This window comes from Sphaerisporangium sp. NPDC004334, assembly GCF_053602655.1.
In genome coordinates, this window is the sequence record NZ_JBSGDZ010000008.1 from 1 (window position 1) to 23,722 (window position 23,722).

General features: G+C 71.2%; 19 protein-coding genes and 1 pseudogene. 12 read left to right on the forward strand and 8 right to left on the reverse strand.

Going from position 1 to position 23,722, the window contains the following annotated elements:
- A pseudogene (locus tag ACWEN6_RS11405) lies at positions 1-764 on the reverse strand (DNA-directed RNA polymerase subunit beta); the annotation flags it as partial.
- A 344-nt stretch (positions 765-1,108) separates the two neighbouring features.
- Between ACWEN6_RS11405 and ACWEN6_RS11410 the strand changes: the two are divergent.
- The 3 genes from ACWEN6_RS11410 to ACWEN6_RS11420 all read left to right on the forward strand — a co-directional run bounded on the left by ACWEN6_RS11410 (position 1,109) and on the right by ACWEN6_RS11420 (position 4,593).
- A complete protein-coding gene (locus tag ACWEN6_RS11410) occupies positions 1,109-2,926 on the forward strand; it encodes a CocE/NonD family hydrolase (protein ID WP_452570103.1) in 1,818 nt (605 codons plus the stop codon).
- A 108-nt stretch (positions 2,927-3,034) separates the two neighbouring features.
- Positions 3,035-3,472 carry a nuclear transport factor 2 family protein gene (locus ACWEN6_RS11415; protein WP_452570104.1) on the forward strand — a complete coding sequence of 146 codons (438 nt, stop codon included), beginning with the start codon at positions 3,035-3,037 and terminating at the stop codon, positions 3,470-3,472.
- A 137-nt stretch (positions 3,473-3,609) separates the two neighbouring features.
- The gene (locus tag ACWEN6_RS11420; protein ID WP_452570105.1) at positions 3,610-4,593 is read left to right on the forward strand and encodes a trypsin-like serine peptidase; all 984 of its coding nucleotides are present in this window, start codon (positions 3,610-3,612) and stop codon (positions 4,591-4,593) included.
- Between the two features lie 38 nt (positions 4,594-4,631).
- Here the strand turns inward: ACWEN6_RS11420 and ACWEN6_RS11425 are convergent, their stop codons facing one another.
- Together ACWEN6_RS11425 and ACWEN6_RS11430 are read right to left on the reverse strand one after the other, a co-directional pair.
- Positions 4,632-6,296 carry an MFS transporter gene (locus ACWEN6_RS11425; protein WP_452570106.1) on the reverse strand — a complete coding sequence of 555 codons (1,665 nt, stop codon included), beginning with the start codon at positions 6,294-6,296 and terminating at the stop codon, positions 4,632-4,634.
- 37 nt (positions 6,297-6,333) lie between these two features.
- Positions 6,334-6,822, reverse strand: coding sequence for a winged helix-turn-helix transcriptional regulator (locus ACWEN6_RS11430; protein WP_452570107.1), 489 nt, complete (start codon positions 6,820-6,822; stop codon positions 6,334-6,336).
- A gap of 272 nt (positions 6,823-7,094) precedes the next feature.
- Here ACWEN6_RS11430 and ACWEN6_RS11435 point away from each other — a divergent pair, with 272 nt between their 5' ends.
- The gene (locus tag ACWEN6_RS11435) at positions 7,095-8,510 is read left to right on the forward strand and encodes an endo-1,4-beta-xylanase (protein WP_452570108.1); all 1,416 of its coding nucleotides are present in this window, start codon (positions 7,095-7,097) and stop codon (positions 8,508-8,510) included.
- 90 nt (positions 8,511-8,600) lie between these two features.
- Here ACWEN6_RS11435 and ACWEN6_RS11440 read toward each other — a convergent pair whose 3' ends face one another.
- Positions 8,601-9,191, reverse strand: a complete 591-nt coding sequence (locus tag ACWEN6_RS11440; RefSeq protein ID WP_452570109.1) for a TetR/AcrR family transcriptional regulator — start codon at positions 9,189-9,191, stop codon at positions 8,601-8,603.
- A gap of 106 nt (positions 9,192-9,297) precedes the next feature.
- Here ACWEN6_RS11440 and ACWEN6_RS11445 point away from each other — a divergent pair, with 106 nt between their 5' ends.
- Together ACWEN6_RS11445 and ACWEN6_RS11450 are read left to right on the forward strand one after the other, a co-directional pair.
- A complete protein-coding gene (locus ACWEN6_RS11445) occupies positions 9,298-10,560 on the forward strand; it encodes a Gfo/Idh/MocA family protein (protein WP_452570110.1) in 1,263 nt (420 codons plus the stop codon).
- 21 nt (positions 10,561-10,581) lie between these two features.
- Complete coding sequence (locus ACWEN6_RS11450; RefSeq protein ID WP_452570111.1) at positions 10,582-11,379, forward strand: NAD-dependent epimerase/dehydratase family protein; 798 nt, start codon at positions 10,582-10,584, stop codon at positions 11,377-11,379.
- Between the two features lie 161 nt (positions 11,380-11,540).
- Here the strand turns inward: ACWEN6_RS11450 and ACWEN6_RS11455 are convergent, their stop codons facing one another.
- A complete protein-coding gene (locus tag ACWEN6_RS11455) occupies positions 11,541-12,188 on the reverse strand; it encodes a hypothetical protein (protein WP_452570112.1) in 648 nt (215 codons plus the stop codon).
- Positions 12,189-12,384: 196 nt separating this feature from the next.
- Here ACWEN6_RS11455 and ACWEN6_RS11460 point away from each other — a divergent pair, with 196 nt between their 5' ends.
- The 3 genes from ACWEN6_RS11460 (at position 12,385) to ACWEN6_RS11470 (ending at position 14,971) form a co-directional block, all read left to right on the forward strand.
- The gene (locus tag ACWEN6_RS11460) at positions 12,385-13,773 is read left to right on the forward strand and encodes a Dyp-type peroxidase (RefSeq protein ID WP_452570113.1); all 1,389 of its coding nucleotides are present in this window, start codon (positions 12,385-12,387) and stop codon (positions 13,771-13,773) included.
- A gap of 188 nt (positions 13,774-13,961) precedes the next feature.
- Positions 13,962-14,522, forward strand: a complete 561-nt coding sequence (locus ACWEN6_RS11465; RefSeq protein ID WP_452570114.1) for a hypothetical protein — start codon at positions 13,962-13,964, stop codon at positions 14,520-14,522.
- Between the two features lie 158 nt (positions 14,523-14,680).
- On the forward strand, positions 14,681-14,971 hold the full coding sequence (locus ACWEN6_RS11470; protein ID WP_354853832.1) for a hypothetical protein: 291 nt from the start codon (positions 14,681-14,683) through the stop codon (positions 14,969-14,971).
- Positions 14,972-15,041: 70 nt separating this feature from the next.
- On the opposite strand, the gene ACWEN6_RS11475 is transcribed toward ACWEN6_RS11470, so the two are convergent.
- Both ACWEN6_RS11475 and ACWEN6_RS11480 read right to left on the reverse strand, forming a co-directional pair.
- Positions 15,042-16,364 carry a hypothetical protein gene (locus ACWEN6_RS11475; RefSeq protein WP_452570115.1) on the reverse strand — a complete coding sequence of 441 codons (1,323 nt, stop codon included), beginning with the start codon at positions 16,362-16,364 and terminating at the stop codon, positions 15,042-15,044.
- A gap of 133 nt (positions 16,365-16,497) precedes the next feature.
- Positions 16,498-18,114 carry a dolichyl-phosphate-mannose--protein mannosyltransferase gene (locus tag ACWEN6_RS11480; RefSeq protein WP_452570116.1) on the reverse strand — a complete coding sequence of 539 codons (1,617 nt, stop codon included), beginning with the start codon at positions 18,112-18,114 and terminating at the stop codon, positions 16,498-16,500.
- 137 nt (positions 18,115-18,251) lie between these two features.
- On the opposite strand from ACWEN6_RS11480, the gene rsmI reads away from it, so the two are divergent.
- Together rsmI and ACWEN6_RS11490 are read left to right on the forward strand one after the other, a co-directional pair.
- Positions 18,252-19,088: a 16S rRNA (cytidine(1402)-2'-O)-methyltransferase gene (gene rsmI, locus ACWEN6_RS11485; RefSeq protein ID WP_452570117.1), complete on the forward strand. Its 837-nt coding sequence runs from the start codon at positions 18,252-18,254 to the stop codon at positions 19,086-19,088.
- A gap of 190 nt (positions 19,089-19,278) precedes the next feature.
- Positions 19,279-20,835 carry a dolichyl-phosphate-mannose--protein mannosyltransferase gene (locus ACWEN6_RS11490; protein WP_452570118.1) on the forward strand — a complete coding sequence of 519 codons (1,557 nt, stop codon included), beginning with the start codon at positions 19,279-19,281 and terminating at the stop codon, positions 20,833-20,835.
- Between the two features lie 15 nt (positions 20,836-20,850).
- On the opposite strand, the gene ACWEN6_RS11495 is transcribed toward ACWEN6_RS11490, so the two are convergent.
- On the reverse strand, positions 20,851-22,377 hold the full coding sequence (locus ACWEN6_RS11495; RefSeq protein ID WP_452570119.1) for a hypothetical protein: 1,527 nt from the start codon (positions 22,375-22,377) through the stop codon (positions 20,851-20,853).
- A 111-nt stretch (positions 22,378-22,488) separates the two neighbouring features.
- Between ACWEN6_RS11495 and ACWEN6_RS11500 the strand changes: the two genes are divergently transcribed.
- Complete coding sequence (locus ACWEN6_RS11500; protein WP_452570120.1) at positions 22,489-23,712, forward strand: glycosyltransferase family 2 protein; 1,224 nt, start codon at positions 22,489-22,491, stop codon at positions 23,710-23,712.
- Positions 23,713-23,722: the final 10 nt, after the last annotated feature.

Consider the following 23,722-nt stretch of genomic DNA (forward strand, 5'->3'; position numbering starts at 1 on the left):
TCGTCCTGGCCGGAGGTGTGGTCCTTCTCCAGGGTGGCGCGCATCGACTCGTACTGGCCGAACCGCTCGAGGATCTGGTCGTTGGTCCAGCCGAGCGCCTTGAGCAGCACGGTCACCGGCTGCTTGCGCTTGCGGTCGACGCGCACCCCGACGCTGTCGCGCTTGTCGATCTCGAACTCCAGCCAGGATCCCCGTGAAGGGATCACCTTGCACCCGTAGAGGTCCTTGTCGGAGGTCTTGTCGACGTTGCGCTCGAAGTAGACACCGGGGGAGCGGACGAGCTGGGAGACCACGACCCGCTCGGTGCCGTTGACGATGAAGGTGCCCTTCGGCGTCATGAGCGGGAAGTCGCCCATGAACACCGTCTGGCTCTTGATCTCACCGGTGGTGTTGTTGATGAACTCCGCCGTGACGAACATCGGGGCGGAGAAGGTCATGTCCTTGTCTTTGCACTCATCGACGGAGTACTTGGGCGGCTCGAACCGGTGGTCGCGGAACGACAGGGACATGGTCCCCGCGAAGTCCTCGATCGGGCTGATCTCGTGGAAGATCTCCTCGAGGCCCGACTGGGCGGGGACGTTCTTGCGCCCGGCCTGAAGAGCCGCCTCGACCCGGGCCTTCCATCTCTCGTTGCCCAGCAGCCAGTCGAACGACTCGGTCTGCAGGGCGAGAAGGTCGGGAACCTCCAGAGGCTCCTGGATGCGCGAGAAAGAGACGCGACGGGGACCGGCGGGTACGGCGGATGCGTTGCGCGAGGCTGCCAACAGATGTCCTTCCGAGGGCTCGCGGCGGGCTGACTGCACGCACGCCAGACGACCTCGCAACGTGAGCGAGCGGAGCGGGTCGACGAGAAGGCAGCGTGGAGGGATGAGCGTACTCGCTCTAATCAAATTTGTCCACGCTTACGCAGGCCCTATCCTTCCGGGCGCAACTTCATGATGACGTACGCCACTCTGCTTGTCAATCCTCAAGCGTCGCCGAGCGGGGACTTCGCCCGGCGCGCAAATCGCCGCCACCGGTACGAAGTACTAACCGGACGGTCAACTGCCGACAAACGCGAACAAAATCATTTACTCTCCCATGGCATCCAGAGATCACGGGAGTGTCAATGAACATTCGCGGGAAGGCGCCGACCGCCGTCGCGGCCGGTGCGCTGGTCACCATCGCCGCCCTCACCGCGGGCGGATCCCCGGCGGCGGCCCAGGCCGGACCGGCGCCCGGGGACCCGGTCACCCACGAGCAGAACCCACGGGTCCCCGAGGGCGCCGCGTGGACGGAGGCGTACTTCCCCTCCTCGGACGGCAGCGGCGTCGAGTTGCACGCCGACGTGCTGCGTCCGGCCGGCCTGCCGGCCGACGCCAAGACTCCGGTCATCCTCTCCGTGGGGCCCTACTTCGCGCACGCCGGGCAGACCGGTCCCGAAGGCTGGGACAGGGTCGGGCCGTCGGCTCGCTTCCAGGACTTCGTCAACGGCGCCGGCCTCATGGCGCGCGGCTATACCTTCGTGATGGTCGACCTGCGCGGCTTCGGCGGCAGCACCGGGTGCCTGGACTGGGTCGGCCCCGGCGAGCAGGCCGACGTCCGTGCAGCCATCGACTGGGCGGCCGGCCAGCCGTGGTCGACCGGCAAGGTCGGCATGTACGGCAAGTCGTACGACGCCGTCACCGGCCTGGTGGGCAACAACCTCAAGCTGAGAAGCCTGAAGGCGGTCGTCGCCCAGGAGCCGGTCTGGAACATGTACAACTACCTGTTCAGCAACAAGGTCCCGCGCCCCAACGTCACCGGGACCCCGGCGGCGTACAACTCGATCGCGACGATCCCCGCGCTGGCCGACGACAGCGACCGGTACAAGGCGAACGCCCAGTACGAGGCGAGCCATCCGGAGTGCCTCAGCGACAACATGACCAACAACAACGACCCCGACCCCCGATCGGCGTACTGGCGCGCCCGTGACCTCGCCGCCCGGGCGGCCGGCACCGGCACGCCGTTGTTCGTGACCCAGGGCTTCATCGAGCCCAACACCAAGCCCGAGGACATGGAGGTGTACCTCGGCAACCATCACGGCCGGGAACGCGGCTGGCTCGGCCAGTGGGAGCACGTGCGGGGCAACGACACCGACGCCTCCGGCCGGCTGTCGCAGGGGCGTGCCGGCTGGTTCGACGAGGTCATGCGGTTCTACGACCAGTACCTGCGCGGCGCCGGCCCGTCGGTGACCGACCCGGCGTACGCGATCGAGGACAGCCTCGGCGACTGGCGCGCCCAGGGCGCCTGGCCGGTGGTCACGACCGCCTACGACGCGCGGCTCTCCTCGGGCCGGTACGTCGACGACGGGGGAGGCGCGGCGGCTCCCCCGGCCGCGGCGGCCGATCGCGACCGCTGGGACATGGAGCGGGCGCCGCGGATCGAGTCGCTGACCGGCGCAGAGAGGAACAACGCGGCGGCCAGGCAGGGGGCCGCGGCCACCGCGAGCTTCTGGACGTGGTCCACGCCCGCCTCCCGGAAGCTGCGGCTCACCGGTACGCCGGCGATCAGGTTCAACGCCGGTGCGAGCGGAAACGTGATGGTCCGCCTGTGGGACGTCGCCCCGGACGGCACGGCGACGATGTTCGACGAGAACGTCGCCCTGCTGGAGCGCAGAGGAACGGTCGCGTTCGAGCTGAAGTCCACCGACTGGACCTTCGAGCGGGGGCACCGCCTGGGCGTGCAGATCGGCACCGTCGACTCCAACCGCTGGCTGGACGTGCCCTCGGGCAACACGATCAAGGTGTCGGACGCGCGGCTGTCCCTGGAGGTGCAGGATCCGAGGTCCGACGTGCCGACCCAGGGTGGCCGCTCGCCGTACCTGGACCAGTACCTCGCGGCGAACACCACCGCCCTCGGCGACGTGGGTCCCGCCACCTTCCCGCTGAAGATCTCCAAGAGCTGACCGCCCGGTGCCCGGCACCCCGTGCCGGGCACCCGGCCCGCCATCGCGTGCTCTGCTTTACCCCGGCGGTAATCGACGGGCCGACCCCGGGCCGGGGAGGCTTGGGCCATGAGCGAGAACACGCGTGACATCGTGGAAGAACTGCTGCACCGGATGGCGGAGGGCGATCACGACCGTACGGCGGAGTCGTTCGCCGAGCCGGTCGACTGGCGGCTCGACTGGCCCGCCGAGGGGCATCCGGCGGTGCCGTGGATCCGGCCCCGCTCCAGCCGGGCTGATGTGGCCGACCATTTCCGGTCGTTGGAGGCCCATCACGTGCCCGAGCTGAACGGCACGTCGGTGTCGCGCATCCTGGTGGACGGAGCGGACGCCGTCGTGCTCGGGGAGATCGTCCAGACGGTGCGGGACGGAGGCGCCGCCTACACCTCGCCGTTCGCCCTGCATCTGACCGTCGAAGGCGGCCTGGTCACCCGCTACCACATCTACGAGGACAGCCTCACGGTCGCGCGAGCCCTCAGCGCCCGGAAGCCCGATCTCTGGGGGTGACCGATCGGCCGTCCATCGTGGCCGTGCGGTGTCCCGTCGCGACCGAGGCTCCGAGGCCGACGGCGAGGGAATTCGCACCGGTTCGAGATCATTTCCCGTATCATCGCCTGCGCTGGTTCTCCCTTTCGAGGAGTGCGATGACCCGGGGATTGATCGTTTCAGCGCTGGCCGCGGTCGCGGTCGCGGCGTCCGGTACGACGACGCCGGCCGCTTCGGCGCAGGCCCGTGCGGACGACCCCGCCGCGGTCAAGCTCTCCTTGGTGAACGTGACGTCCGTGCGCAAGACCGTGACGAGCTGGACCCCCGCGCGGTTCAAGGCGGCCAAGATCGCGCAGGCCGTGCCGGTCAGGAAGGTCAAAAATCCGCAGCTGCCGGAGGGGGACATGAAGGACATCGGCCCGGCGAAGGGGAGGCCGCCGAAGCTCACGGGCATGCCCAAGACGTTCGGCCGGATCTTCTTCACCCGCGGCGGACGCGACTACACCTGCGCGGCGACCTCGGTGCAGAACGCCGCGCACAACGTCCTCATGACCGCGGGGCACTGCGTGTACGACGTCGTCGGCAGGGCGGCGGTGAAATCGCTGGTGTTCGTCCCGGGATACCGGCGGGGCGAGGCGCCGTACGGGGTGTACGCCGGGAAGGTCGGATACCTCTGGAATCGCTTCACGAAGAACGGTGACTTCGACTTCGACGTCGCCTTCGTCTCCCTGTACGACGGACTCAAGCGTGACGGGGACGAATGGACCGACACCGGCGCGGTCGGGGGGGTGGTGGGCGGCCAGGGGTTCACGTGGAACCAGAAGGCCGCGCAGGTCTTCCCCGTGTTCGGTTACGGGTCCGGGCAGACGCCCGGGTACTGCGCCGGCCCGTCGAAGGCGACCGCGCCGCTGCCGAAGTACGGGGTGAACATGCAGATGGGCATCGTCTGCAAGCTGTCCGACGGGGCGATCGGCGGGCCGCTCATCCTCAAGTACGACGGCACCAAGAAGCTGGGCTATGTCGACGGGGTCGTCAGCCTGGTGGTGACCGCGGGCGGAAAGCGGTACGTCTCCTCACCCTACTTCGGCGATTGGACTCACGTGCTCTACAACAACGCCGCCGCGGGGGTGGCTTCCGAGTAGCGGTGTGGCGGCGGCGCGTTCGTGGGCTTGCCGCGGTCTCAGCGGGCCACGGGCGCGGGGGCGGGGCGGTGCCGGACGAGCAGGACGGTGGGGAGGGCCACGGCGAGGAAGGCGGCGGCGACCACGACGAAGCCCGTGTGGGCGGCGGCGGTGAGGGCTCCCGCGATCGCGTGGTGGATGGGGACGGCCAGCCCGGCGGGGGGCCGGCCGCTCGCGCCGTTCGCGGCCGCCTGGATCACCTGGCGTGAGACCTCGGCGGGCACGCCCGCCGCGTCGAGGCGCGAGGGGAGTCCTGCGGCGAACCTCGAGGTCAGGACGGTGCCGAGCACGCTGGCGCCGAGCACGGAGCCGAGCTGGCGGAACATGTTGACGATGGCGCTGGCCATGCCGGCCCGCTCGTGCGGAACGCTGATCACGGCGGCGGCCGTGGAGGGGGCGACGAGCAGGCCGGTGCCCGCGCCGAAGAGCAGGAGGCCGGGCCAGACCGGGCCGAAGCCGGCGGAGGGAGGGCTGAGCAGGAGCAGCAGCGCGCCCGCCGCGCCGAGGACGAGCCCGGCGGTGAGGGTGATCCTGAAGCCGACGCGCTTGACCAGCGACGGGGCGAGGGCGCTGACCACGATGTAGGTCACGAACATGACCATGAGGAACACGCCGGCCGCCAGCGGGGTGCGTCCCTGGACCCGCTGGAGGTACAGGACGTTGAGCAGGGCGATGCCGGTGAAGCCGAACAGGGACGCGGTGGCGGACACCAGTACGGCGCTGAACGACGCCGAGCGGAACAGGCGGACGTCGACCATCGGCTGGGCGGCGCGCAGTTCGACCGCGACGAAGCCCGCGAGGGCGAGCGCGATGAGGACGTAGCCGGCGACGATCGCCGGGCTGGTGTACCCGGCGGAGCCGCCCTGGATGATCGTGAAGACCAGCGCGCCGACCGTGAGCGTCCCGAGGGCCAGGCCGGCGACGTCCAGGCGTCGTGCGACGCCTCCGGTGGGGATGACCAGCGGGAACGTCAGGGCGAGCACGAGGGCTCCCGTCACGACGTTGAGCAGGTAGACCGCGTGCCACGGGAAGGAGGCGAGCAGCAGGCCCGCGGTGACCGGGCCGATCGCCAGGCCAAGCCCGGAGCAACTGGCCCAGACGCCGATCGCCGCCGTTCTCTCGTGCGGCCGGGTGAAGGTGTGGCTGACGGTCGACAGGCTGGTGGGCAGGATGATCGCCCCGCCGACGCCCATGACGGCCTGCGCGAGGATGAGGGCCGCGGCGCCGCTCGAGGCGAAGGCGAGCGCGCTGCCCGCGGTGAAGACGAGCGCGCCGGTGAAGAACGTCCGGCGGTGGCCGAGCCGGTCTCCGATCGTGCCGGCCGACAGCACGAGGCTCGCGACCAGCAGGCTGTACGCGCTGGTGATCCACACGGTGGTGGTGGCGGACGCCTGGAGGTCGGCCTGGATCTCGGTGAGCGCGGTCAGCGTGGCGGAGATGTTGAAGAACGCCATCATCATGCCCAGGCACACCACGACCAGGCTGATCCAGCGCCGCGCGTTCGAGGCGGGGAGAGGGGCGGTGTGCGCGCCGGCCGGGCGCGCTCCGGCGCCGGGGGCGCCTGAGCCCGGCATGCCCGGACCCGCGACGGCGGTGTCCGAGCTCGGGATGCCGGCGCCCATGCGGGATGGGCCGGTGCGGGTGGCGGGGTCGGAGAAGGGCATGCCCGAACCATAGCCATCTAGCTATGGTTTCGCAAAGTCAGCTTTGGGTCGGCCCCGTGTCGTGGGGGACGATGACGAGGTCGTCGAGCCCGAGCTCCCGGCCCGCCTCGTCGCGCGGCCTGATGGTGACGGGTGCGCCGGTCCGGCGTTCCAGCACCCGGACGGGGCCGCCGTCGGGCTGGAGGTACTTGTCGCCCCACTGCATGAGCGCGAGCACCGCGGGAAAGAGGTCCTTGCCCATCGCCGTCAGCACGTACTCGTAACGCGTGCGCTTGCCGGGCTCGCGGTACGGGCGCTTGTCCAGGACGCCGAGCTCGACGAGCTGCTTGAGGCGCGCGGAGGCGACCGCGTCGGTGATGCCGACCCGCTCGGCGAAGTCGTCGAACCGCGTCGTCCCGTAGTACGCCTCCCGGAGCAGGAGGATCGCCGACCGGGTGCCGATCACGTCCATGGCCTTGCCGATCGAGCAGCGATCGGCCCGCCAGCTCGCCCTGTCGGCGAGGGGTCCTTCCAGGATCATGGCCATGGGGGAATTGTACTCTGGCTAGCTCCGGGTATAGTCAGGCGGGCATCGCCTGGCTATGGCGACTCATGGTCAGATGACCGTCGACGGGGTGAGGCCCGGAAGCTGAAACTTTCGATGCCGGTCAGCGGCGCACGTGGCGCCACCAGGCCAGGAGGGGCGATCGGCCCGAAAGCTCTCTGGCGGTCGTTGACGCCTCTGGAGGACCCTTCACAGACTGGCTCGCGAGCGGCGCTCTCCTGCCGACGATCAGCGTTCCAGGTGGAGGAACAGCGATGATCGACAAGGCCGTCCCGCCCGGCGGGCGCCGGAAACGACAGCCAGGCGCTCGAAGCGCGTTCGTCGTCGGCCTGGTCGCCGCCCTCGGTGCGGGACTGCTCGCCCTGTCCGGGCCCGCCGACGCGGCGAGCACGCTCGGTGCGTCGGCCGAAGCGCGGGGCCGCTACTTCGGAGCGGCCGTCGCCGCCGCCCATCTGGGCGAAGCCGACTACACGACCGTGCTGAACCGCGAGTTCGACATGGTCACGCCCGAGAACGAGATGAAGTGGGACGCGGTGGAGCCGGCCCGCGGCTCCTTCACCTACGTCCAGGGCGACCGCATCGTCGCCTCGGCGCGCGAGCACGGCCAGCGGGTGCGCGGGCACACACTGGTGTGGCACTCCGGGCTCCCCCAGTACATGAGCACCCTCACGTCAGCGGACGAGCTGCGCGCGGCGATGAACGACCACATCACCGGCGTGATGAACCACTACAAGGGCCAGATCTACGCCTGGGACGTGGTCAACGAGGCGTTCCTGGACGGCGGCGGAGCCCGCCGCGACTCGATGTTCCAGCGGCGCATCGGCGACGGCTTCATCGAGGAGGCATTCCGCACCGCCCGGGCGGCCGACCCTGACGCCAAGCTCTGCTACAACGACTACAACATCGACGACGCCGACGCAGCCAAGACCCGGGCGGTGTACGCCATGGTCCAGGACTTCACCGCGCGCGGCGTGCCGATCGACTGCGTGGGCCTGCAGTCGCACTTCAACGGCCAGGCGCCGGTGCCGGGCAACTATCAGCGCACCATCGAGCGGTTCGCCGCGCTCGGCATCGACGTGCAGATCACCGAACTGGACATCGAGGGCTCGGGCGGCGCCCAGGCCGACGGATACCGCAAGGTGGTCGACGCCTGCCTGGCGGTCCCGCGCTGCACCGGCATCACCGTATGGGGCGTCACCGACAAGTACTCCTGGCGCGCCGGCGGCACCCCGCTGCTGTTCGACGGCGCCTACGGCAGGAAGCCCGCCTACGACGCGGTGCTCGCCGCGCTGAACGACGCCACGACTCCCACGCCGACGCCGACGCCGACGCCGACGCCCTCCGGGACGCCGCCCACCGCGGCCTGCGGCGTCAGCGCCACCACGTCGGGCCGGTGGAGCGGCGGCTACATCGTCCGGCCGGTCACCGTGACCAACACCGGCGACTCGCCCATCACGCGCTGGACGGTCACCTTCACCCTGCCGGCCGGGCACGCCGTCACCAGGTCGTGGAACGCGTCCCTCACCACCGCCGGGCGGACGGTGACCGCCCGCGGCACCGCCCGCAACGCCTCCCTCGACCCGGGCGCCGCCACGACGTTCGGGTTCAGGGGAAGCCGTCCCAACGGCGACCCCTCGCTGCCCTCGGGCTACACCTGCACCGCCGGCTGACCGCGCGTCGCGGCCGGCCGGGCGGCCCGTCCGGCGCGCGCTCGGGCTCAGGGGGACGGTGACCCGTCCGGGGCCCGGTGTACCAGGGGGTCAGGAAGAGGGCCAGGCGCGTAGGGCGATCTCGGCGACGCGGAGGAGATCCTCGCGACCGGCGCCCGAGGCGGCCTGGACGGCGATGCCGTCGGTGACGGCGTGGACGAAGCGGGCCAGGTCGGCGGGGTCGCTGTCGGCCGGCAGGTCGCCTTCGTCGCGGGCCCGTTCGAAACGTGTCCGCAAGGCCATCTCGCCCGCCTTCCTGCGCGCCGCCACCTCGTCTCTGACCGGCTCGGCCTCCGGTCCGCACGCCTGGACGCAGCGCACGCTCAGGCACCCCCGGGGCGTGCCGGTGCCCGAGGTCAGCTCGACGGCTCCGTACACCATGCGCTCGGCGACCTCCCGTGCCCGGGAGGCGTCGAGGGCGCGGGCCGCGAAACCGCCCGGTCCCTCGATGTAGCGGTCCAGGACCTTGCGGAACAGGTCCTCCTTGTTGCCGAACGCGGCGTAGAGGCTCGGGCGGTTGATGCCCATGGCCGCGGTGAGGTCGGAGATGGCCGTCCCCTCGTACCCCTGGCGCCAGAAGACCTCCAGGGCGCGGTCGAGCGCGGTGTCGGGGTCGAACGCGCGCGGGCGTCCTCCGGGCATGTGCGCCTCCCAGATTTCGTACCTGTCAGTACATTACCCGTTGACGCCGCCTTCCGTGCCGAGCTAGTTTCATACCGCTCGATACAAAACAGGAGGAGGCGGATCAATGGGTCAAAGGCTTGGAAGGCCGATTCGCGTCGGCGTCGTCGGCGCGAGTCCCGGCCGGGGCTGGGGAACGGCCGCGCACCTGCCCGCGCTGCTCAATCTGGAGGAGTACGCGGTCACCGCCGTCGCGACGACGAGGCCGGACACCGCCCGGCGCACCGCCGCGGAGTTCGGGATACCGCACGCCTTAGCGGGCGCCGGCGAGCTGGCCGCGCATCCGGAGGTCGACGTGGTCGCCGTCGTGGTGAAGGCGCCCGACCACGGGGAGGCGGTACGGGCGGCGCTCGCGTCCGGCAAGCACGTCGTGTGCGAGTGGCCGCTCGGCGTGGACGTGGACGAGGCCGAGAAGCTGGCCGCCGCCGCGGCCGACGCCGGCGTGGTGCACGCGGTCGTCCTGCAGGGCGTCCACTCGCCGGCGGCGGGGTTCGTCGCCGACCTCCTCTCCGAGGGACGCATCGGCCGGCTGGAGTCGATCACGCTGGTGGCCGCGGGCGACTCCCTCGGCGGGGCCCGCATCGCGCCGGAGCTCGCCTGGAGCACCGACCCCGCCGCCGGGACGAACCTGCTGACCGTGATGGCCGGGCACTTCCTGGCCGTGGTCGAGGGCATCGCCGGCCCGTTCACCGAGGTCACCGCCACGCTCGGCTACCGGCGCCCCCGCGTCGAGGTGATCGGGACCGGCGAGACGGTGCGCAACGCGGTGCCCGACCACGTGGCCGTACACGGCCCACTGGAGGGCGGGGCGATCGGGGCGGTGATCGTGCACGGCGGCGACGCGGCATCGCCCGACGGGTTCCACCTCAAGATCAGCGGGTCGGAGGGGACCCTGACGGCCGCTCCGGCGCGGCCGGGGGTGTACCCGCACTGGGCCGACTGGACGGTCGCCTACGCCACCTCCGCCGGCGTCCACGGCGGCCCGTTCACCGTGGGAGCGCACGCCGACGGCGACACCCGGCCGGACGGCGACACCCGGCCGGACGGCGGTACCCGACGTGCGGACGGCGGTATCTCGAATGGGAACGGCGGTGGCGGTTCGGGGCGGGGGAGCGGTGGCGGAGGCGGTCAGGCGGCCGGTTCGGTGCCGAGCGGCGTGCCCGCCGGCCCCGCGGTGAACGTCGCCGCGTTCTACCGGCGGATCGCCCCGGCGCTCGCCGAGGGACGGCCGGCGCATCCCTCCTTCCACGCGGCCGTGCGGCTGCACCGCCTGCTCGCCGCCATCGAGAATGCCGCGCGGACCGGCGTCCGCCAGATCATCGCCCCCTGACCTCGCGAGGAGTCGTCCTTTATGCAAATCTTGATCATCGGCGCCACCGGTTACATCGGGACACGCGTGGCCGCGGCGCTGGCCGGGGCCGGGCACGAGGTCGTGGCGCTGACCCGCCCGGGCGCGGCGAACCCGCCGTACGCGGCGGTCGCCGCGGACCTCGCCGACCCGGCCTCGCTGACCGGCGCCGCGGCGGGGTTCGACCGCGTGGTGCACGCCGGACCGCCGCTCGGCGCCGAGGCGGACCTGGCCGGGGTGGACGCGCTGATCGCCGCCGGCAGCCCTGTGGTCTACACGACGGGGGCGGCCGTCCTCGGGGCGGGTGCCGTGGACGAGGACAGCCCGCCCGACCCGCACCCCATCGCCGCCTGGCGGCCGGAGGTCGAGCGCCGGGTGCTGGCGGCCGGCGGGTGGGTGATCCGCCCGGGTCTGGTGTACGGCCACGGCGGAGGCCTGGTCCACGGGCTGCTGGCCGCCAAGGCGGCCGAGCGGGGAGGTGGCGTGTACATCGGTGAGCCAGGGGTGCGCTGGCCGGTCGTGCACGTGGACGACCTGTCCGCCCTGTATGTGGCCGTCGTGGGGAGGGCCGCGCCCGGTACCGTCTGGCACGGCATGGCCGAGACGGCCCGCCTCGACGCGATCGCGCGGGCGCTCGGCGGGGGAAGGGCGTCGTCGTGGCCTGTGGAGGAGGCGAAGGCGGAGCTGGGGCCGCTGGCGGACTTGTTCGCCCGTGACCAGGACGTCTCTGCCGCCAGGACGCGCGAGCTGCTCGGCTGGACCCCGCGGCACACCTCGATCATTGCCCACCTCACGGCCTGACCGGCGATCGGACCGCCACCGCGGGCCGGCGGAACGGCGCGGAACGGCGCCCACGGCATGGCCGGTGTCGAAGGGGGATTTCACGGCGCAGGCCCCACGGTGGTGGGGCCGATGGTGGTGCCGGGCGGGGCGGCCATGACGGGCGCCCCGCCCGGCGGGGGTCAGAGCTGGCCGCTCTCGATGGCCTGCTTGATGGCGGTCTGGGTCTGCTGGTGCGAGGCGACGCCGTTGGCGACGACGAAGTCGATCAGCGCGTCGTCCGCGTCGAACGTCAGGCGCTCGGTGACCTTGGTGCCGCCGTCCTTCTGCACGGTGAAGCTGATGCGCTGGTGGGTGACGACGTTGGGCAGCGACCAGGTGTCGGTCTCGTAGAACAGCTCGTCCTCGTGGAGACGCTGCTGGGCGTGGGTGTGGGAGGAGACGATCGTTCCCTGGTAGGGGATGTCCTCGATCGCGGTGAAGTCGATGTAGCGGACGCCCTTCTGGCGCCAGTCGCGGTGGGTGGAGACCCGCGTGAGGAACGCCGCCCGGCCGATGTGGTTGTTGATGTTGGAGTACGCCGTGAAGACCTGCTGGGCCGGGGCGTTGATCGTGATGGAGATCGTCTGGCTCTGCCGGGTGCGCCCCGATCCCGGGAGCGGGGGCGGCGAGGCGTCGTAGAACTTGTAGGTGTCCCACGCGGTCTGCCACTCCGCGGCCAGTTCGGCGTCGGTGGGCGTGGTGTCGGCGTGGGCGCCGCCGGACAGGGCGGTGAGGACGAAGGCCGCGGCGAAGAGCTGAGCCGCGAGAACCTGAAGAAGCTTTCTCACATGTACCTCAAGGGGGGACAGTAGGTGCAATAGATCTTCTATCGCATGTAAGCGGCATTCCGCCCGCTGTTGGTCAAAGACGGCATCGGCCCGGCCGGGGCAACTCCATGGCGATTCGCCGTACATCGAACCTTTGTCGAGGAAGACGACTCTTATCGGAGGACACGACCGAGACGCAGAACGGGGAAGGACCGACATGCCAGTGAACCTCGCCAACGGCGAACCGCTCGCGTGGGACGCGCCTGGCCTGGACGCCGACACCAAGGCGATGCTCGACAACCTGCAGGCCAACATCCTGCAGGCGCACGTCCGCGAACACCTGTCGGTGCTGCTGGTGAGTTTCGGCGACGGCGCCGACGGCAGGCGGTTCCTCCACGGCCTGGTGCCGCTGGTGAAGTCGGCCAGGACGCACCTCGCGGAGGTCCGCGCCTTCAACGGCACGCGGGCCCCCGGCACCCCGTACGTCGGGGTGGGCATCAGCAAGCTCGGCTATCTCAAACTCGGCCACTCCACCACCGGGTTCACCGACAACGCCTTCAAATCCGGACTCAAGCGGCGCACGGACACGCTGAGCGACCCGCCGGTGAGCGCCTGGGAGGCGCCGTACCGAAGGGAGATCCACGCGGTCGTGCTCATCGGCGACGCCACCGAGGCTCCGGTCACCGCCACCCGTGAGCGCGTCCTGGCGCTGCTGCCCGCGACCGCGACGATCGTCGCCGAGGAGAGCGGCCACGGGCTGCGCAACGCGCAGGGCAACGGCATCGAGCACTTCGGCTACATCGACGGCCGCAGCCAGCCGCTGTTCCTCGCCGACCAGGTGGCCGCCGAGCCCGGGCACAACTGGACGCCGTTCTTCCCGCTGAGCCACATCCTGGTCGCCGACCCGCTGGCGCCCAAGCCGGTCCGGCACATGGGGAGCTACCTGGTGTTCCGGAAGCTGGAGCAGAACGTGCGGGCGTTCCGGCAGGCCGAGGAGGACCTGGCCGACGCGCTCGGGCTCGCCGGAGCCGACCGGGCGCTCGCCGGGGCCCTGCTGGTCGGCCGGTTCCGCAACGGCACGCCGCTGCGGCTCCACGGCAGGCCCAGCTCGGACGGCCACCCGGTGCAGAACGACTTCAGCTACCGCGACGACCCGGACGGCGCCAAGTGCCCCTTCAGCGCGCACATCCGCAAGACCAACCCGCGCGACTCCAAGGACGGCGGCCTTGAGCGCGTCCTTGGGGTGATGATGGCCCGGCGCGGCCAGACCTACGGCGCGCGCACCGACGTTCCCTGGGACGACGCGCCGCCGCAGACCCGCCCGACCGGCGGGGTGGGCCTGCTGTTCATGGCGTTCAACGCGAGCCTGCAGTCCCAGTTCGAGTTCACCCAGCAGGCGTGGGCCGACAACGCCGGCTTCCCCGTGGAGGGGACCGGCCACGATCCGGTGATCGGGCAGGGCCGTCGTGAGGGCAAGGTGAGCTTCCCCAAGGCGTGGGGGAGCCAGCAGCACGGCGCGCCGCAACAGCAGGCGCCGCAGACCGTCACGATGAAAGGCGGCGAGTATTTCTTCATGCCGTCCCTCGCGTATCTCAAGAGCCTGTAAATCACCGGAGGCCGCTTTCCGGAATACCGGGTGAGGGCCGCGCGCGGCGTGCCACAGTGGAGGCGCGCCGCCTCGCCGGGGCGCCGTCAGAGGCAATTCACGCCGCCACGCGTCGAAGCCGGCCGGAGGTCCGAGTGGCGACAGCCGACAACGCAGGCCGCGGGAGTTCGGGATGGCCGCGTCTCGCCGTGCCGGTCCTGGTGGTGATCGCCATGGTGCTCATCGTCTCGGCCATCGGCGACTCCGCCGCGGCGCCCACGTCCTCGGGTCCTCCGGTGGCCTCCGCCTCCCCGTCGTGGTGCGATCAGCCGCCGTCCCGCGCGCTCGTGCGGCCCGGCGGCGGCGCCGTCACCTTCCCCGAGGTCTCCTACGCCGTCGACCACGCGGGCGGCCGCCCGCGCATCGATCTCGGGGGCAGCTACCAGGGCGTCGTCGACGAGGGCGAACGCGTCGCGGTGATCATGCGGGAGCCCGCCGGCTCGTACGACCGCGCGGCGGGCGACCTGCCCGGCGAGGGCGGCTACTCCTACCAGGGCGAGGTCCGCCTCGACGAGCGGGCGCACTGCTGGACGGCGCTCGCGCTGGGCTCGCAGCTCGCCTGGAGCCCGGCCGGGCGGCCGGTATGGCACGTCTACCTCGTCCTGGTCCCGGTCGATTTCGCGGTCATGTCGGTGTCGGCGCGCGGCCGGGTCGAGGAGGGCGTCTTCAGCGCTCTGCGGGTGCTCGCCGATTTCCTGGTCACGGAATAGCCGGTATAACGCGATACTTTCTCTGCTTTCCGTAATTTATCGGCAAATCCGGCGACTACGCCAAAGTGTCTCTTATCGTCCTTATCCCGCGCCAATCATTACGGGCCACGACGAAGGGTAGGAAGGTAGCGTCAACACGCCGTTATCAAGGGGGGCATATGATCAGGGCACTCAACAGAATGGGCATCCGGTCGGGCATGATGTACACGGCCGGTCTGATCTCCGTGGGCGCGTCGTTCGTCTCGTGGATGCTGTCCAAAGAGATGGAGCAGGACATCGCCCGCGCCGACCGCTGGGGCCTGTTCGTCGGTGAGTGGGCGCCGACGTTCTTCGCCATCGGCGTCGCCCTGCGCATCGAGGAGACCCGCCAGGAGATCATGTCCGGGCGCCCCGAAGAGGAGATGCGCCAGGAAGAGCGCATGGGCCGCCGCATGACCGCGGGGATCTAGGCGCACGTCCGCGATCGCCCCACCGCGGCGGCCACCGGCCGCGCGCCATCTGGCACGCGGCCGGCCCGGCTCAGTTGAGGGTGACGTACTTGCGGGGACGCAGCGCCTGCCGGCGCAGGGCCGTGAGAGCGGCGGCCTGCCCGGCCGGGGTCAGGGTGACGGGAACGGCCTCCTCGGGGGAGGGCCGGTCGTCGCGGGGGGCGCACAGGTGCAGCGCCTCCAGGCGGTGGCGCAGCTCCACCAGCGGCGCCGCCACGTCGGCCGGGGTGGTCGTCCGCCAGCCCTCTCCGACCACGACCTCGGTGACGCGCTCGGTGAGCGGGCCGCACGGCAGGTCGTGGCGCTCGACCAGGAGCATCAGCCCGACTTCGCGCACCGACATCTCCATCTCGCGCTCGCCCGTCGCGGGCGTCAGCAGGGCGGGAGCCGCCGCCTGCCACAGGGCGGCGGGGTCGTCCAGCAGCCGGCGCCCGGCCGGCGTCAGTACCAGGGCCCGGCCGGCGCGGGAGACCGCGCCGAGCTCGCGCTCGGCGATGCGGCGCAGAGCGCGCAGCGCCGCCACGCCGCCCTCGCTGCGGGTGCCCGCCATCTCCCAGCCGAACCGCTCGGCCGCCTCGACGACCACGGCGCGGGCGATGTTGTGCTGCTTGGTGAGCGGCACGCCGGCGGGCAGGGCGGCCAGTTCGAGCAGCCACCGCAGAGCGGGGAACTGCGGGCCGCCGGGGACCGGGATCGGCGCGTGCAGGCGCACCTCGAACGGCTGCGCCAGGTCGCGGCGGGCGGCGCCCCGGCCGAGCACCCAGCGGTTGAGCCGCTCGCCGTGCACGCGGTTGACCCAGTTGTCGCCGCCCAACTCGGTGCGCGGGGCGGTCAGCCAGCGGCGGGTGAGCGCCTCGGCCTGGGACTTCCAATCGCTCGCGGCGGGCACGAGCTCGCCGGAGACGACGGCGAGCTCCAGCGCCGCCGAGCAGGCGAGGTGGGCGCCGAGCTCCTCGGGGCCCATGATCGAGCTCCAGTGCAGCTCGGGCACGTCGGGCGGCAGGACGCCGGTGGCGTTCAGCGCGCGCTGGTAGGCCGCCGTCCCGGCGTCCTCGCCGCCGCGCGCGTACGTGCGCAGGATGCGCGCGGTGACCGGGGAGGTGCACAGCTCGGCGTAGCGTTCCATGCCGCCCAGCCGCAGCAGCCGGCCCAGGGCCAGGGCGAGATCGCCGTGCTCGCCGGTCACCTTCAGGGGGAGGGTGTACCAGAGGAACTCGCACACATCGAGCTGGGTGATCGTTTCTAACGGCTCGCCGCCGGTCAGCCATTCGACGGCCACCCGGGCGTCGTCGGCGACCTCCGGATCGGAGCGCTCGAGCTCGGTGAGGAGCGCGGCGACGTCGGGTGCGGGCATGCTTCGCAGTCTGCCGTATAGGGCCGGGCCCTGACGACGACCACCGCCACGGACGATTTCCACGTCACCTACCTGTAAGACCGGAAAGAGCAGAAGGGCTTGGTTGTAACGATCAGGGGGATCATGTCCGGGGTCATATCCAGCGGTCGAGGAGCATACGCCGGTGCCAATCGTCGTAGGGGATGATCTCGGCGGCGATAACGGGGTACAGCCACCAGAAGTTAACCAGGGCCACGAGCACGAAGGCACCCGAAAGCGCGGCTCCGATGATCCTGCGCCTCGGATCGGTGCCGTTGGCCGGCCCGATGAGCAGCCCGGCCGCGAGCGTCAGCGCCAGGATCATGAACGGCAGCATGGGGGCGGTGTAGAACAGGAACATGGTGCGGTGGTCGGCGATGGCGTAGTAGACCCACGGCAGCCAGCCGACGCCGTAGGCGAGCAGCACCGCTCCGGCCCGCCAGTCGCGGGTGGCCACGTACCAGGCGATCAGCGCGATCAGCGCCACCACGGCGCCGTACCAGATGATGGGGGTTCCGACCCCGAGCACGGCCTGGGAGCACTTGTCCGCCTTGCAGCCGCCGGTGGGGCTCTCGTAGAAGAAGGCCACCGGGCGCAGCAGCAGCGGCCACTGCCAGGGCCACGACTGGTAGGGATGGGTGGAGTTCAGCCCGGTGTGGAAGCTCAGGACCATCCACTGGTAGTCCCACCAGGAGCGCAGCGAGTTGAAGACGAAGTAGACCCATCCGCTGGAGGTGGCCTGGGCCCAGTTGCGGCCGTAGCCGTAGGCGGTGGCGAACCAGCCGGTCCAACTGGCCATGTAGGTCAAGGCGGGCACGACGGCCACCGCGACCAGCGAGGTGGGCACATCGTGGCGGAACATGCCGGAGAACGGGCGGCGCAGGCCGACCGCCCGGCGGGCCCCGGCGTCCCACACCAGGCTCATGATCGCGAAGGCGATCAGGAAGAAGATGCCGCTCCACTTGATCGCGCACGCGGCGCCCAGACACGCCCCGGCCGCGATCCGCCAGCCGCGCATGCCGAGCCACGGTCCGCTCGCGTTCAGGGGCGAGGTCTCGTACCAGTCCGCCAGGCGTTCCCGGGATCGGTCACGGTCGACCACCAGGCAGGCGAACCCGCACAACACCCAGAACATCAGGAACACATCCAGCAGCGCCGTGCGGCTCAGCACGAAATGCAGCCCGTCCAGCGCCAGCAGCAGCCCCGCCATGCACCCCAGCAGCGTCGAACGCGTCATCCGCCGCGCCAGCCGGGCCAGCACCAGGATCGACACCGCCCCCACCAGCGCCGCCGCGAACCGCCACCCGAACGGATTGGCCCCGAACAACCACTCACCCACCCCGATCATCCACTTGCCCAACGGCGGGTGGACGACATAGGAGGCGCACTGGTCCAGCTCGTTCGGGCCGCACTGCTTCCAGATGCCGGAGTTGCCGGCCAGGAGCATCTTGTCGGCGTCCTTGACCGCGACCCGCTCCACGCCGAAGTTGATCAGCGAGAGCGAGTCCTTGGCGTAGTAGGTCTCGTCGAACACGATCGCCTTGGGGGAGCCCAGCCGGTCGAACCGCAGGAAGGCGCCGAACAGCGCCACCAGGATCGGACCGAGCCACCCCCACAGGGGGTTCCCTTGGAACGGTGGAACCAGCCGGTCGCGGACCGAGCCCGGCTGTGCGGGGTCGTCGTGCGGCTCCGGCTGCTCGAAGTCCTGGTTAGGGAAGTCCGTCAGGGCCATCCGGACATCGTACGGGGCGGCTATTACGTCCAGCCTAAGAAACACCTCTTACGTACCCAATTGGGGGAGTCCTTCCAGGGAGCGACCGGTCAACGGCGCCCGCGCCCGTGGAACGTTCATGGGGAAGGATGGGCACCGTGAACGACAACGGCAGGCTGGTGCTGGCAGGGGCTCCGATCGGGCGCGTCGAGGACGCCTCCGCCCGGCTGCGGGAGGCGCTCGCCGGCGCCGACATCGTGGCCGCCGAGGACACCCGCCGGCTGCGCCGGCTGGCCGCCGACCTCGGGGTCACGCTCGCGGGCCGCGTGGTGTCCTACTACGACGCCAACGAGGCGGCCAGGGCGGGCGAACTGCTCGCCGACCTCCAGGACGGGCGCACCGTGCTGGTCATCACCGACGCCGGGATGCCGGGGGTCTCCGATCCCGGCTACCGGCTGACGCACCTTGCGGTCGAGGCCGGTATCCCGGTGACGGCGCTGCCCGGTCCGTCGGCCGTGACGACCGCGCTCGCGATCTCCGGCCTGCCCAGCGACCGGTTCTGCTTCGAGGGCTTCCCGCCGCGCAAGCCAGGAGAACGGGCCCGGCGGCTGGCCGCGCTCGCCGCCGAGGAGCGCACCATGGTCTTCTTCGAGGCCCCGCACCGGCTGCGCGCCTGCCTGGCCGCGATGGCCGAGGCGTTCGGCGCCGAGCGGCCCGCGGCGGTCTGCCGCGAGCTGACCAAGACCTACGAGGAGGTGCGGCGCGGCCCGCTGTCAGAGCTGGCGGCCTGGGCCGAGGGGGACGTGCGCGGCGAGATCACGCTGGTCGTCGCCGGGTACGCGCCCGGCGACGCCGAGCCCGACATAGGCGCGCTGGTCGCGGAGGTGGCCCGGCGGGAGCAGGCGGGAGTGTCGCGCAAGCAGGCCATCGTCGAGGTGGCCAAGGCCGCCGGCGTCCCCAAGCGCGAGCTGTACGACGCCGTCCACCGCGCCTGACGCCCCTGTCGCGGGGCCTGATCTCTGGATACGGGTGGCGCCCTGCCAATAGGGTGCCCGGGTGCCCGTTCGCGTCTTCCTTCCGAGATTCGCCAGAAACACGCGACTTGTCGCCGGAGCGCCGCTCCGACCGCCCGGCGAGGCCGGCGACGTCGGCGGAGCCGGCGGGAGCGCCGAGGACGCGGCCCCCGTGTCGGTGCGCGACCGGCTGGTCCCGCCGTTCCAGGGCGGCGCTCTGTGGGGGTGGCTGAGCCCGATCCTGGTGGCGGTGTTCGGCGCCCTGCTGCGGTTCGACCGGCTCGGCACCCCCAAGGCGGTGGAGTTCGACGAGACCTTCTACGCCAAGGACGCGCTGTCCCTGCTCAGGTACGGCGTCGAGCGAACCTTCCTCGGCACGGACAAGGACCCGATCGCCGACCGGCGGCTCATCGCCGGCAGGGACGACCTCTGGGTGAACTGCACCCCCGACAACCTCGACCCGTGCGCGCAGTACGTGGCGCACCCGCCGTTGGGCAAGTGGATGATCGGGGTGGGTGAGTGGTTGTTCGGGGCCAATCCGTTCGGGTGGCGGTTCGCGGCGGCGCTGGTGGGGGCGGTGTCGATCCTGGTGCTGGCCCGGCTCGCGCGGCGGATGACGCGTTCGACGCTGCTGGGGTGCATGGCGGGGCTGCTGCTGGCGCTGGACGGGCTGCATTTCGTGCTGAGCCGCACGGCGCTGCTGGATGTGTTCCTGATGTTCTGGGTGTTGTGCGGGTTCGCCTGCCTGGTGGTCGACCGTGACCGATCCCGGGAACGCCTGGTGGGGTGGTACGAGACCTCGCCGCTGAGCGACAGCGGCCCGTGGCTGGGCATGCGACCTTGGCGGATCGCGGCCGGGGCGTGTCTCGGCGCGGCCTGCGCCACCAAATGGAGCGGCATCTTCTTCCTGGTGGCCTTCGCGGTGATGAGCCTGGTGTGGGACGCCGGGGCCCGCCGGGCGGTCGGGCTGCGCCGCCCGTTCTCCGGCATGTTCCGCCACGATGTGCCCACCTCACTGGTCGCGGTCGCCGCCGTACCGGCGCTGACGTACACGGTGTCCTGGACAGGCTGGTTCGCCACCGCCTACGGCTACGGCCGCAACTGGGCCCAGGCCACCTCCAGCGGATGGGTCTACTGGGTGTTCAGCTCGGCGCGGTCGTGGATCGACTACCAGCTCCAGGTGCTCACCTTCCACACAGGCCTGGAGCAGACCCATCCCTACCAGTCGTGGCCCTGGCAGTGGCCGCTGCTGCTGCGCCCGGTCGCCTTCTACTACCAGAGCCCCAAGGGATGCGGCGCGGCCAGCTGCTCGCAGGCGACGCTCGGAGTGGGCACGCCGGTCATCTGGTACGGCGCGCTGATCGCGTTGATCGCGCTGATCGCCTGGTACGTGGCCACCCGCGACTGGCGGGCCGGAGCGGTGCTGCTCGCCTACGGCGTCGGCTGGCTGCCGTGGGTCTACTACGCCATCGCCGACCACCGCACCATGTTCCTGTTCTACATGGCGCCCGTGCTGCCGTTCATGATCCTGGCGCTGACGCTCGCGGCCGGGCTGCTCATCGGCCCCTCCCGCGTCACGGGCTCCCGCAGGGCCGTCGGGGCGGCGGTGACCGGGGCGTTCGTGCTGCTGAGCATCGCCAACTTCGCCTGGCTGCACCCCGCGCTGACCGCCGAGCTCATCCCCTACGACGACTGGTACCGGCGCATGCTCCTACGCAGCTGGATCTAGCACCCGCGCATGCTCCTACGCGGCTGGATCCAGCCGCGCCTCCGCGGGCGGCGCCGGCTCCCCGCGGCGCGCGGGCCACAGGCCGTGCCGGACGGCGATGGCGGCCGACAGGAAGGCCAGCGGCGCGGCGGGCAGCAGGTAGCGGTAGTCGAACTCGGCGGTGGCGGCCGGCGCGACCACCAGGGCCGCCGCCGCCACCAGCGGCAGCAGCCCGGGCCCGCCCAGCCGGCGCCAGCGCACGACCGCCCCGGCCGCGCCCACCAGCATCGCCAGCCCGAGCCCGAGACCGGGCATGGCGGCGACGCGCTGGTAGCGCTCCATGACCGTCGCCCACGGCCAGTACACCCGGGTGCTGGCCCTGCCCTGCTCGTAGGCGACCATGTCGCGGTCGGTCCAGCCCAGATAGCTCGGCCAGTGGGGGAGCGAGGTCAGCAGCCGCGTGGTGTCGTGCCGGTTCACGCCCTTGCCGTCGAACTGGTACTGGTTCCAGGTGTTGGGGTCGGGGAAGACCGGCCGGTCCCAGCGGAAGCTGCGCAGCAGGTCGCCGGTGACGGCCGCCAGATAGTCGCCGGGCTGGGCGAGGATGGCCCGCTTGGCGAACGTGCCCGCCGCGTCGTTCAGCGACCGGTCGAACTTGTCGGCGCCGTAGCGGTGCAGGACCTCGCCCCAGCCGCTGTACCAGAGGTAGAGCTGGGAGAACTTGCTGCGTTCGACGTTGGGATTGATGCACAGGGGGATGAGGTTCTGCTCGCGCTGGACGTCGATCTGCATCTTCCTGCAGTCGGCGAACTTGGCGGTGCGCATGTAGAGGATCAGCCCGTCGCTCTGTGTCATCGCGAACTGGCCGTTGACCGCCGAGAACCACCCCATGTACGCGACCACCGGCACCGCGCAGGCGGCCACGACGGCGACCACGGGTTTCCAGTGGGTGCGCTTGATCAGCAGGAAGACCACGACGACGGCAAGAATGGGCAGGCCGATGCTGCGCGTCAGCGCCGTCAGGGCGAGCAGCAGCCCGACGGCGGCCCCCGCCTTCCACGACAGCCGCCTGTGCCACAGGACCAGCGTGACCACGCCCACGATGAGCAGCGTGAACATGGTGTCCGACATGATCATCTGTTCGAGCTGGATCTGGTAGGCGTCGAACAGCACCGGCACGGTGGCCAGGGTCGCCCCCCAGTCGGGCAGGCCAAATTTGCGCCTGAGAAGCGCATAGACCAGCACCGCCGTCGCCAGCCCCATGAGGTGCTGGGTAAAGATCACCAGCGCGAAGCTGTGGAACGGCTTGAGGATCAGCAGCCAGAATCCGTACCCGTCCGGACGAATGGGGTGCGGGCGGGGGTGCAGGGCGACCGAGACGTACTCGTAGGAGTCGTTGAACCACATCGCCGGCCGGTAGCCGAGCATCGCGATCACCCGCAGGACCGCGCCGAGCGCGACGGCGATCACGAACAGCCGCCGCGTCCTGACGAACTCCCAGAGTCGCGCACCCTTGCGCGGCGTGGGCAGGCCGGCCTGTGCCGGGTCGGCAACGGTCACCATGGTTTACAGGATGCCAGCCCTTTCGACGTCTTGACCCGAGCACCGGGGGGCAGAGGGCATCATGGTTGAACTACGCAGACGATGATCGAGGCGCGAACGAGGGGTTTCGACGTGGAACTGACCGTGGTCATGCCATGCCTGAACGAGGCGGAGACCGTCGAAACGTGTGTCCGTAAGGCGCTGGCCTGCATGGCGGAGCAGGGCATCGAGGGCGAGGTGGTGATCGCCGACAACGGCAGCACCGACGGGTCCCAGCAGCTCGCCCGCGACGCCGGGGCCCGCGTGGTGCACGTGGACGCGAAGGGCTACGGCAACGCCCTGATGGGCGGCATCCGCGCCGCGCGCGGCCGTTATGTGATCATGGGCGACGCCGACGACTCCTATGACTTCACCGCCTTGGCGCCCTTCGTGCAGGAGCTGCGCTCCGGCGCCGACCTGGTGATGGGCAACCGCTTCCGCGGCGGCATCTCCCCGGGCGCCATGCCGCCGCTGCACCGCTACCTGGGCAACCCGGTGCTGTCGTTCATCGGCCGCCTGTTCTTCCCCAGCGCCATCCGCGACTTCCACTGCGGCCTGCGCGGGTTCCGCCGCGAGTCCATCCTCAACCTCGGCCTGCAGACCGGCGGCATGGAGTTCGCCAGCGAGATGGTCGTCAAGGCCACGCTCCAGGGCCTGGACGTGCGCGAGGTGCCGACGACGCTCAGCCCCGACGGCCGCACCCGCCCGCCGCACCTGCGCTCCTGGCGCGACGGCTGGCGCCACCTGCGCTTCCTGCTGCTGTACAGCCCGCGCTGGCTGTTCCTGATCCCCGGCATGGTGCTGATGGTCCTCGGCCTGGCGGCGGGCGCGGCGCTCACCTTCGGCCCGGTCTACATCGGCAAGCTGGCCTTCGACGTCGACACCCTGGTCGGCGCGTCGGCGGGGGTGGTCATCGGCTTCCAGGCGGTGCTGTTCGCGCTGTTCACCAAGGTGTACGCCGCCGAGGAGGGCTTCCTGCCCGAGGACCGCCGCATCAAGCGGCTGGTCGACGTCGTGACGCTGGAGAAGGGCCTGGTGGCGGGCGGCCTGCTCGCCCTCGCGGGCCTGGCCGGCATGGTCGCCTCGCTGGCCCACTGGCAGGTGCGTAACTTCGGGCCGCTGATCCCCGCCGAGTCGCTGCGCCTGGTCGTCCCGTCGGCGACCGCCCTCATCATGAGCTTCCAGACGATCTTCGCGTCGCTGTTCATCAGCATCCTCGGCATCCGCCGCACCAAGGAGACCCCGGCCGACGTCGCCGCCTCCGCCGCCGAGGAGGCCGCCGAGGCCGTCAAGCGCGAGAGCACCCCGGCCGCCTGATCCTTCCTTC

Bases quoted from the DNA above. Each gene is read 5' to 3' on its own strand.
- ACWEN6_RS11410 (WP_452570103.1), top strand. From the start codon at position 1,109: ATGAACATTCGCGGGAAGGCGCCGACCGCCGTCGCGGCCGGTGCGCTG.
- ACWEN6_RS11415 (WP_452570104.1), top strand. From the start codon at position 3,035: ATGAGCGAGAACACGCGTGACATCGTGGAAGAACTGCTGCACCGGATG.
- ACWEN6_RS11420 (WP_452570105.1), top strand. From the start codon at position 3,610: ATGACCCGGGGATTGATCGTTTCAGCGCTGGCCGCGGTCGCGGTCGCG.
- ACWEN6_RS11425 (WP_452570106.1), bottom strand. From the start codon at position 6,296: ATGCCCTTCTCCGACCCCGCCACCCGCACCGGCCCATCCCGCATGGGC.
- ACWEN6_RS11430 (WP_452570107.1), bottom strand. From the start codon at position 6,822: ATGGCCATGATCCTGGAAGGACCCCTCGCCGACAGGGCGAGCTGGCGG.
- ACWEN6_RS11435 (WP_452570108.1), top strand. From the start codon at position 7,095: ATGATCGACAAGGCCGTCCCGCCCGGCGGGCGCCGGAAACGACAGCCA.
- ACWEN6_RS11440 (WP_452570109.1), bottom strand. From the start codon at position 9,191: ATGCCCGGAGGACGCCCGCGCGCGTTCGACCCCGACACCGCGCTCGAC.
- ACWEN6_RS11445 (WP_452570110.1), top strand. From the start codon at position 9,298: ATGGGTCAAAGGCTTGGAAGGCCGATTCGCGTCGGCGTCGTCGGCGCG.
- ACWEN6_RS11450 (WP_452570111.1), top strand. From the start codon at position 10,582: ATGCAAATCTTGATCATCGGCGCCACCGGTTACATCGGGACACGCGTG.
- ACWEN6_RS11460 (WP_452570113.1), top strand. From the start codon at position 12,385: ATGCCAGTGAACCTCGCCAACGGCGAACCGCTCGCGTGGGACGCGCCT.
- ACWEN6_RS11470 (WP_354853832.1), top strand. From the start codon at position 14,681: ATGATCAGGGCACTCAACAGAATGGGCATCCGGTCGGGCATGATGTAC.
- ACWEN6_RS11475 (WP_452570115.1), bottom strand. From the start codon at position 16,364: ATGCCCGCACCCGACGTCGCCGCGCTCCTCACCGAGCTCGAGCGCTCC.
- ACWEN6_RS11480 (WP_452570116.1), bottom strand. From the start codon at position 18,114: ATGGCCCTGACGGACTTCCCTAACCAGGACTTCGAGCAGCCGGAGCCG.
- ACWEN6_RS11495 (WP_452570119.1), bottom strand. From the start codon at position 22,377: ATGGTGACCGTTGCCGACCCGGCACAGGCCGGCCTGCCCACGCCGCGC.